A 7,614-nucleotide genomic window follows, 5' to 3' on the forward strand; every position below is an offset into this window, starting at 1 on the left:
TTGGGGCCTGGGTTTACTGCGGGTGAAGACTGCCATGCGGTGATTGAAACAAATCGTGGACACTGGCTGGGGCAGGTGATTTACGCCGGTTGTGCACAGGAAAATACCGGGATACCCGGCAATATCATGGGGCATACCGCACGACGGGTGATTCGTGCACCCGCCGCAGGCATCATGCGCGCCAGAGTGAAATTAGGCGATCTGGTAGAAGAGGGCGAGGTGATTGCCTGGATTGGCGAAAACGAAATCAAGGCGCCGCTGTCGGGGATGGTGCGCGGCCTGTTAAGTGACGGGCTGGCGGTGGTGGGCGGTTTTAAAATCGGCGATATCGACCCGCGCGGCGAGACGGCGGATTTTACCAGCGTCTCTGATAAAGCAAGAGCGATAGGCGGCGGAGTACTGGAAGCGCTCATGATGCTGATGCATCAGGGAGTGAAGTCAACAAATGAGGTGCTTGAAGTGGCGTAATGCGAATGGTCAGATGGCGCTATGTTTATCCGGCCCGGGAGGCGCCAGGCCGGGTACGCAAAGCGCCCCCGGCGAATAAAACGCATCATATTACTGGCAGATAACCGTTCCGGTTTTTCCCTCAATCCCTTCTTTCGCTTTACTGAGCACCGTGATCAAGGCTTCCCGACCGGGGCGGGTGCGGGCGAACGACGCGGCGGCCTCCACTTTCGGCAACATAGAACCTTTAGCGAAATGCCCTTCGCTGATAAAGCGTTCCGCATCGCTCAACGACAGGCGATCCAGCCATTGCTCATTTTCTTTACCGAAGTTAATAGCCACTTTTTCGACCGCCGTCAGGATGATGAGCATATCCGCGTCGATCATCTCTGCCAGGCGGGCACTGGCCCAGTCCTTATCGATCACCGCGCTGGCCCCCCGCAGATGGTTGCCTTCGCGAATTACCGGAATACCGCCTCCGCCCACGGTAATAACCACCTGTCCGGCCTCAACCAGCGCCTTGACGGTTTCTTTCTCAATGATGTCCACCGGCTTAGGCGAGGCCACGACACGACGATAACCACGTCCGGCATCTTCTCTAAGCGTATAACCTTGTTTTTCCAGCTGTTCCGCTTCCTGCTGTGTGAAGAATGAACCGATGGGTTTGGTGGGGTTCAGAAACGCAGGATCGTGGGCGTCGACTTCTACCTGCGTCACCAGTGTGGCGACAGGTTTGTGCATCCCGCGTGAGAGCAATTCTTCGCGCAGCGCGTTTTGCAGATCGTAACCGATATAGCCCTGGCTCAATGCCACGCAGACGGACATCGGCAGCATTGGCGAGTGCGCCTCTGTTTTTGCCGCGGCTTCGAATGCCTGGTTGATCATACCCACCTGCGGCCCGTTACCATGAGTCACGATAACCTCATGGCCCTGCGCAATGAGATCCACAATGGCCTGCGCGGTGATTTTGACGGCCTGCATCTGTCCGGCCAGATCCTCACCCAACGCGTTACCACCCAGCGCGAGAACAATTTTCTTCCTCATTTTTCCTCACTTATCATACACAGTTATCTGTTTCACCCACGCCGGGCGGGGTAAACGGCTTACGTCGTAAGAAGCGGCCCCGGCCTGCTTTCCCTGTAAAGACGCCATCGCAGAAGATCGTTTCACCACGCGACAGCGTTCTGACAATCGCACCCTGACAGCGGAACCCCTCCCAGGGCGAATAATCAGCGTTATCGTGCAGGTGAGCATGATGGATCGCCTGGCTCTGGCGGGGATCGATAATCACCACATCGCCATCAGCGCCAGGTGCCAGTTGCCCCTTCTGCGGCCATACGCCGAACAGTCTGGCAGGCGTCGCGCTGGTTAACGCGACAAAGCGTTCAGGGGTAATTCGCCCGCTCATCACACCTTCAGAAAAGAGCAGTTGCAGGCGGTTTTCCACGCCGGGCAAACCATTCGGGCAGCGGCTGAAATCGCCGCCTGAGATCTGCTGGCGCTGCGCCATTGAGAAGGTGCAGTGGTCAGTCGCCACCACGTCAATAGCGCCGTCACTGATGCCGCACCAGAGCTTGTCCTGCTCGCGTACATTGCGTAACGGCGGGCTGAGAATGAAGTTCAGACCGTCTTCCCCGTCATAACGGCGTTCATCCAGCAGCAGATATTGCGGACAGGTCTCTATCCACACGGGCTGATGATTCGCTTTCGCCAGGCGTAAATAGTCCAGTCCCAGGCCATTGGACAGGTGGACGATATACAACGGCGCGTTTCCCGCTAACTGCGCAAGGTTAATCATCCGGGCGATGGCTTCGGCTTCACATTCCAGCGGTCTGCTCAGGGCGTGATAGCGTGGCGACGTTAAGCCAGCGGCAATGAATTCGGCCCGTTTACTGGCGATGGCGGCGTCGTTTTCCGGGTGGACGGTGGTCAGCGCGCCGGACTTGTGCAAACGGCGCAGCACCTGCAAGGTTTCATCATCGTTGAGTTTGTACTGGTAGGTCAGATAGAGCTTGAAGCTGCTGATGCCTTCTTCCACCATCATCGGGATCTCGTCGAGGATGGCATGATTGACATGCTGAATGACGCCATGGAAACTGTAGTCGATCGCCGCTTTGTGCGCGGCGTACCCCTGGTAGACTTCCAGTTGATGGCGCAGGCGACAGCCTGACGGGCCAAATCCCATATGGTCAATAATGGTTGTTGTACCGCCACACGCCGCGGCGCGGGTGCCGGTAAAAAAATCATCACAGCTACGGGCGAGGCCGGTGTCGATATTGAAATGCGTATGTACATCCACGCCGCCGGGAAAAACGTAACATCCCGCAGCATCAATCACTTCACACGAAGGGGGCGGCGTAATCTCCGCATCCCGTTGACGAACGATACCGTTCTCAATCAGCAGGTCCTGTTTAGCCTGTCCGTCGGCGTTAACGACAATGCCATTTTTAATCAATACGCGCATAGCACACTCCAGAAATCCCCCGGTAAACCGGGGGAGACAGATGGATTGTTATTTCGTTGCCAGCCAGGACAGTGGAATGGCAGCGTACATCGCGGCGCAGGTCACCAGATGTGATTTCCAGGTTTTTTCGTTTGGCGCGTGGGCTTCGGGTTCTTTACCCGGACCAAAACCGATCACCGGAATACCGTGACGTCCCATAATCGATACGCCGTTGGTGGAGAACGTCCACTTGTCGACCACCGGTGCTTTGCCGAACAGACCTTCATAGGCATTGACCAGCGCTTTGACGGTGAAATGATCTTCTTCCACTTTCCAGGTTGGGAAGTAGCATTCGGTCGGGTAAACCAGCCCGGTCCAGGAAGGGCGGTCATAGTTGTACATCGAGACCACCGCATTGGCTTTTTTTACAGCCGGCAGGGCGCGAATCTCTTCCAGCGCGCCTTCCCAGGTTTCACCCCAGGTCAGACGACGGTCGATGGAGACGGCGCAACTGTCCGCCACGGCGCAGCGGCTTGGCGAGGTGAAGAAGATTTCGGAAACGGTTAAGGTCCCTTTACCGAGGAATTCGTCATAAGCCAGATGTTGTGACAATTCCTGTAACTCGTTGAGGATTGGTCCCATTTTAAAAATGGCGTTATCGCCGCGTTCCGGGGCGGAACCGTGACAACTGACTCCCTGCACATCAATGCGTATTTCCATGCGCCCGCGCTGTCCACGATAAACCTGGCAATCGGTCGGCTCGGTACTGACAACAAACTCCGGACGGATACCGGATTGCTCGATGATGTACTGCCAGCACAGACCATCGCAGTCCTCTTCCTGTACCGTGCCGGTGACCAGCAGCGTGTACTCATCTTCCAGACCGAGATCTTTAATGATCTTCCCGGCGTAAACCATGGACGCCATGCCGCCTTCCTGGTCAGACGTGCCGCGTCCACCGATCAGTTCATCGGTCTCCATCCCTTCATAGGGATCAAAATTCCAGTTGTTGATGTTGCCGATACCGACCGTATCGATATGCGCGTCCATCGCGACCAGGCGCGGGCCATGGCCGATGTATCCCAGAATGTTGCCCATCGGGTCGATCTCGACTTTATCGAAACCGACTTTCTCCATTTCTTGTTTGATGCGATGGATAACCCGTTTTTCATCGCAGCTTTCGCTGGGAATGGCGACCATGTCGCGCAGGAAACGCGTCATGTCTTCTTTGTAGTCGTTTGCTTTTTCAAGAATCAGTTTAAAAGGAATGTGCTTAGCCATGACTTTTCTCCAGTGTTCGCTCCCGAATCTCCTGGGGAGCGTTTTCCAATAGGGGGTTACAGTGCGACCGGATGTTTGCCTTCCCAGACCACTTCCCGGTAGTGCTTCACATCGGTATCGCCTTCGGTACTGATGACCAGCACAACGGCATCTTTATCTAACGCCAGTTTGTCCATCAGGGCCTGGCGCTGTGGGTGATGATGGACAGCAGCCAGAACGCCCAACCCTACGGCGCCGGACTCGCCGGAGATCACCCGTGGGTCGCTGCCAAAAGGATTACCCAGCACGCGCATGCCCAGCGCGGCGACGCTGTCCTGGCAGGAGATAAATTGGGTGGCGCAGTTGCGCAGAATTTCCCAGCCGAGCGGGTTAGGTTCACCACAGGCCAGACCGGCCATGATGGTTGCCATATCTCCCCCAACGTTGACGATGTCGCCTTTCACGCCGGAACGATAAATGCAGTCCGCTTTGTCCGGTTCGACGATAATGCTGTGCAGGTTTTGCGGGCCATAGACGTCGACCAGATAGCCCAGCACGCCGCCCGCCATGGCGCCAACGCCAGCCTGTAACAGCACGTGGGTCGGTGTGACGTCCAGGGCGCGCATTTGCTCAACGGCCTCATCGGCCAGCGTGGCGTAGCCCTGCATAATCCAGGTGGGGATTTTGGTGTAACCTTCCCAGGCGGTGTCCTGCACCACTTCCCAGCCGTTTTGTTGGGCGTGCTGCATGGTCAGACGAACGGTATCGTCATAGTTCATGTCGGTGACAATGCACTCCGCGCCGAGGTTGAGAATGGCGTCCACGCGTTCTTGCGCTGAGCCTTTCGGCATGTAAATCACCGCATGTTGTCCGAGCTGTTGTGCCGCCCAGGCAATACCGCGACCGTGGTTACCGTCGGTGGTAGTGGCAAACGTCATTTTTTCGCCGATGGCGTTTTTGAGCTGTTCGAAAGAGAGCGTCTCAATATCAAGATGATATTTCTCACACAACAGGCAGGCGATGGCAAAAGCCCCGCCGAGCATCTTGAACGCGTTCAGTCCAAAGCGTTTTGACTCATCTTTGACGAGGATTTTCTTCACGCCAAATAGTCGGGCGAGGTCATCCAGCGCACAGAGCGGCGTTGGATGGTAGCCCGCGATCTTTTGATGGAACTGGCGAGCCACTTTGGCCTGTTTTTGCGAAAAAAGGGGCGATGTTTCACCGTTGTAAAAGCGGTTATCGGCAATATCGATCTTCAGTGAGAAAACGGACATATCCTATCCTTTTGGCCTCCGGAAAGGAGAGCCGACCGGCAGGTCGGCTCAGGGGGTTATTTCACGCGCGGTTGCGCTTCTTTCAACAACTGCTCCAGCAGTACGCCAGGCTTCGGATATTTGCGGGAGAGGATCATCGCGGCGATGATGTAGGGCTTCCAACTGGCTTCTTTGTACGTTGCGATGCGGTATTTTTCGAATACGGCGTCGGTGACTTCCCCTTCTTTGCAGGAGACGCCGCTGATATCCGCGGGCAGGCAGTGCATATACAGCGCTTCGCCGTCGCGGGTGAGTTGCATCATTTCTTCAGTACAGTGCCAGTTTTTATGCTTTGCGTTTTGCTCAAGACACTGTCTTTCCAGCTCTTTCAGGGCCGCGTGATCGTTGGCGCGCAGAAGTTCGGTACGTTCTTCCATCACTTTGTAAGGCGCCCATGATTTCGGATAGACGATGTCGGCATCTTTGAAGGCTTCTTCCATGCTGGTGACCTGGCGGAAGCTGCCGCCGGACGCGTTCGCGTTGTTTTTCGCCACTTCAATCACGTCCGGGATCAGGTCATATCCTTCCGGATGCGCCAGGGTGACGTCCATACCGAAGCGGGTCATCAGACCGATAATGCCTTGTGGCACAGAGAGGGGTTTGCCGTAGCTGGGGGAGTAGGCCCAGGTCATGGCGATTTTTTTACCCTTAAGGTTTTCCAGCGAACCAAAATGTTCACGTAGCCAGGCCAGATCCGCCATTGCCTGTGTTGGATGGTCGATATCGCATTGCAGGTTAACTAACGCCGGACGCTGCGGCAGCACGCCCTGTTTGTAGCCGTCATCCAGCGCGGCGCCGACTTCACGCATATAGGCGTTGCCCGCACCAAGATACATGTCGTCGCGAATACCAATGGCGTCGGCGCAGAAGGAGATCATATTGGCCGTTTCGCGGACGGTTTCGCCGTGCGCGATTTGTGATTTTCCTTCGTCCAGATCCTGCTGAGCCAGGCCGAGCAGATTAAGGGCGGACGCGTAAGAAAAGCGGGTACGGGTGGAGTTATCGCGGAAAACGGAAATCCCTAATCCACTATTGAAGACTTTGGTCGCGATGTTTTCGGCACGCAGCATCTTCAGCGCAGCAGCGACGTCCAGGACTTGTTTCAGTTCATCCGGCGTCTGTTCCCACGTAAGCAAAAAATCCTTCTCGTGAAGGTGTGAGGTCAGCGAATTGATATCCTTTATCAGCTCATTAACAGTTTTCATTGTAAGGTCCTGGTAGTGGAATGACGGCAAGGTGGCTTATTCGCGGTAATGACAAGCGGCATCACCGATATACCAGGGACTAACAATAAGCGTGCCAAAATGAATTCGACGGCGGATAAATAGGAAATCATCAGGCAATATGTGGTACTGATCACAGAATAAAGCTATCTGTAATTCGTCATGAATATACGAAAACGTTTGGCTTAATAAATAACGCAATGTGTCAATGAACTGACTGACAGAATAATACCCGGATGAAGAGTAAATACCGTCAGTTTGATAAACTCACTGCGCTGATTCTCATATTGATATAGAAATGTGATTTCTCTTGCATATTTTCATTATAAAATGATAAAGAGCCTGTGTTTTTATCAAAGCAAATTTTGTCTGAGTTAGTATCCTTATATTCTACGAACCATCAATGTCTTCAATGATCAATCATTTAAGTGATTCCGGAAGGTAAGACTATGGTGCTTGCAACAACGCAGTCCATTTTGATGCAGATTCAACCTACCATTCAGCGTTTCGCCAGAATGCTTGCCAGCGTTTTGCAACTCGAAGTTGAGATCGTCGATGATAACCTCTGCCGCGTCGCGGGAACCGGCGCTTACGGGAAATACCTCGGACGCCCGTTGAGCGGTAACTCCAGACTGTTGCGCTATGTACTGGAAAGTAAAAAAGAAAAGGTTGTGACGCATTCCCGCTTTGACCCGCTCTGTGAAGGCTGCGATAGCAAAGATAACTGTCGCGAGAAGGCTTTTCTGGGAACCCCCGTCATTCTGCAGGACCGCTGTGTAGGAGTGATCAGTTTGATTGCCGTAACGCATGAACAGCAGGAACATATCAATGACAACCTGCGCGTGTTTTCAGACTATGTTCGCCATATATCGACTATTTTTGTTTCAAAACTTCTCGAAGATCAGAGTGGGAGTGACAACATCAGTAA

The 7,614-nt window shown here is 54.2% G+C and carries 6 protein-coding genes and 1 pseudogene; 2 read left to right on the top strand and 5 right to left on the bottom strand.

Annotated features, from left to right (window positions below; genetic code table 11):
- The coding region (yqeB, locus tag AB7E14_RS17130) for a selenium-dependent molybdenum cofactor biosynthesis protein YqeB (protein WP_428169709.1) at positions 1–468 on the top strand (468 nt) is incomplete at its 5' end.
- Between the two features lie 90 nt (positions 469–558).
- Here yqeB and arcC read toward each other — a convergent pair.
- The 5 genes from arcC to ygeW are packed head-to-tail and all read right to left on the bottom strand — an operon-like array spanning position 559 to position 6,668.
- Positions 559–1,491, bottom strand: coding sequence for a carbamate kinase (arcC, locus tag AB7E14_RS17135; protein ID WP_216082129.1), 933 nt, complete (start codon positions 1,489–1,491; stop codon positions 559–561).
- Positions 1,492–1,504: 13 nt separating this feature from the next.
- Positions 1,505–2,911, bottom strand: coding sequence for a dihydropyrimidinase (gene hydA / locus AB7E14_RS17140; protein ID WP_192502158.1), 1,407 nt, complete (start codon positions 2,909–2,911; stop codon positions 1,505–1,507).
- A 48-nt stretch (positions 2,912–2,959) separates the two neighbouring features.
- On the bottom strand, positions 2,960–4,171 hold the full coding sequence (locus AB7E14_RS17145; protein WP_042999385.1) for a YgeY family selenium metabolism-linked hydrolase: 1,212 nt from the start codon (positions 4,169–4,171) through the stop codon (positions 2,960–2,962).
- 56 nt (positions 4,172–4,227) lie between these two features.
- Positions 4,228–5,424: a diaminopropionate ammonia-lyase gene (gene dpaL / locus AB7E14_RS17150; RefSeq protein ID WP_054176750.1), complete on the bottom strand. Its 1,197-nt coding sequence runs from the start codon at positions 5,422–5,424 to the stop codon at positions 4,228–4,230.
- A 56-nt stretch (positions 5,425–5,480) separates the two neighbouring features.
- Positions 5,481–6,668 (bottom strand): knotted carbamoyltransferase YgeW, encoded by a 1,188-nt coding sequence (ygeW, locus tag AB7E14_RS17155; protein WP_042999387.1) that lies wholly within the window; start codon positions 6,666–6,668, stop codon positions 5,481–5,483.
- Between the two features lie 467 nt (positions 6,669–7,135).
- Here ygeW and AB7E14_RS17160 point away from each other — a divergent pair.
- Positions 7,136–7,614: pseudogene (locus AB7E14_RS17160) on the top strand (AAA family ATPase); the annotation flags it as partial.

Source organism: Citrobacter sp. (genome assembly GCF_050252275.1).
In the GTDB taxonomy this organism is placed as follows: Bacteria; Pseudomonadota; Gammaproteobacteria; order Enterobacterales; family Enterobacteriaceae; genus Citrobacter_A; species Citrobacter_A amalonaticus.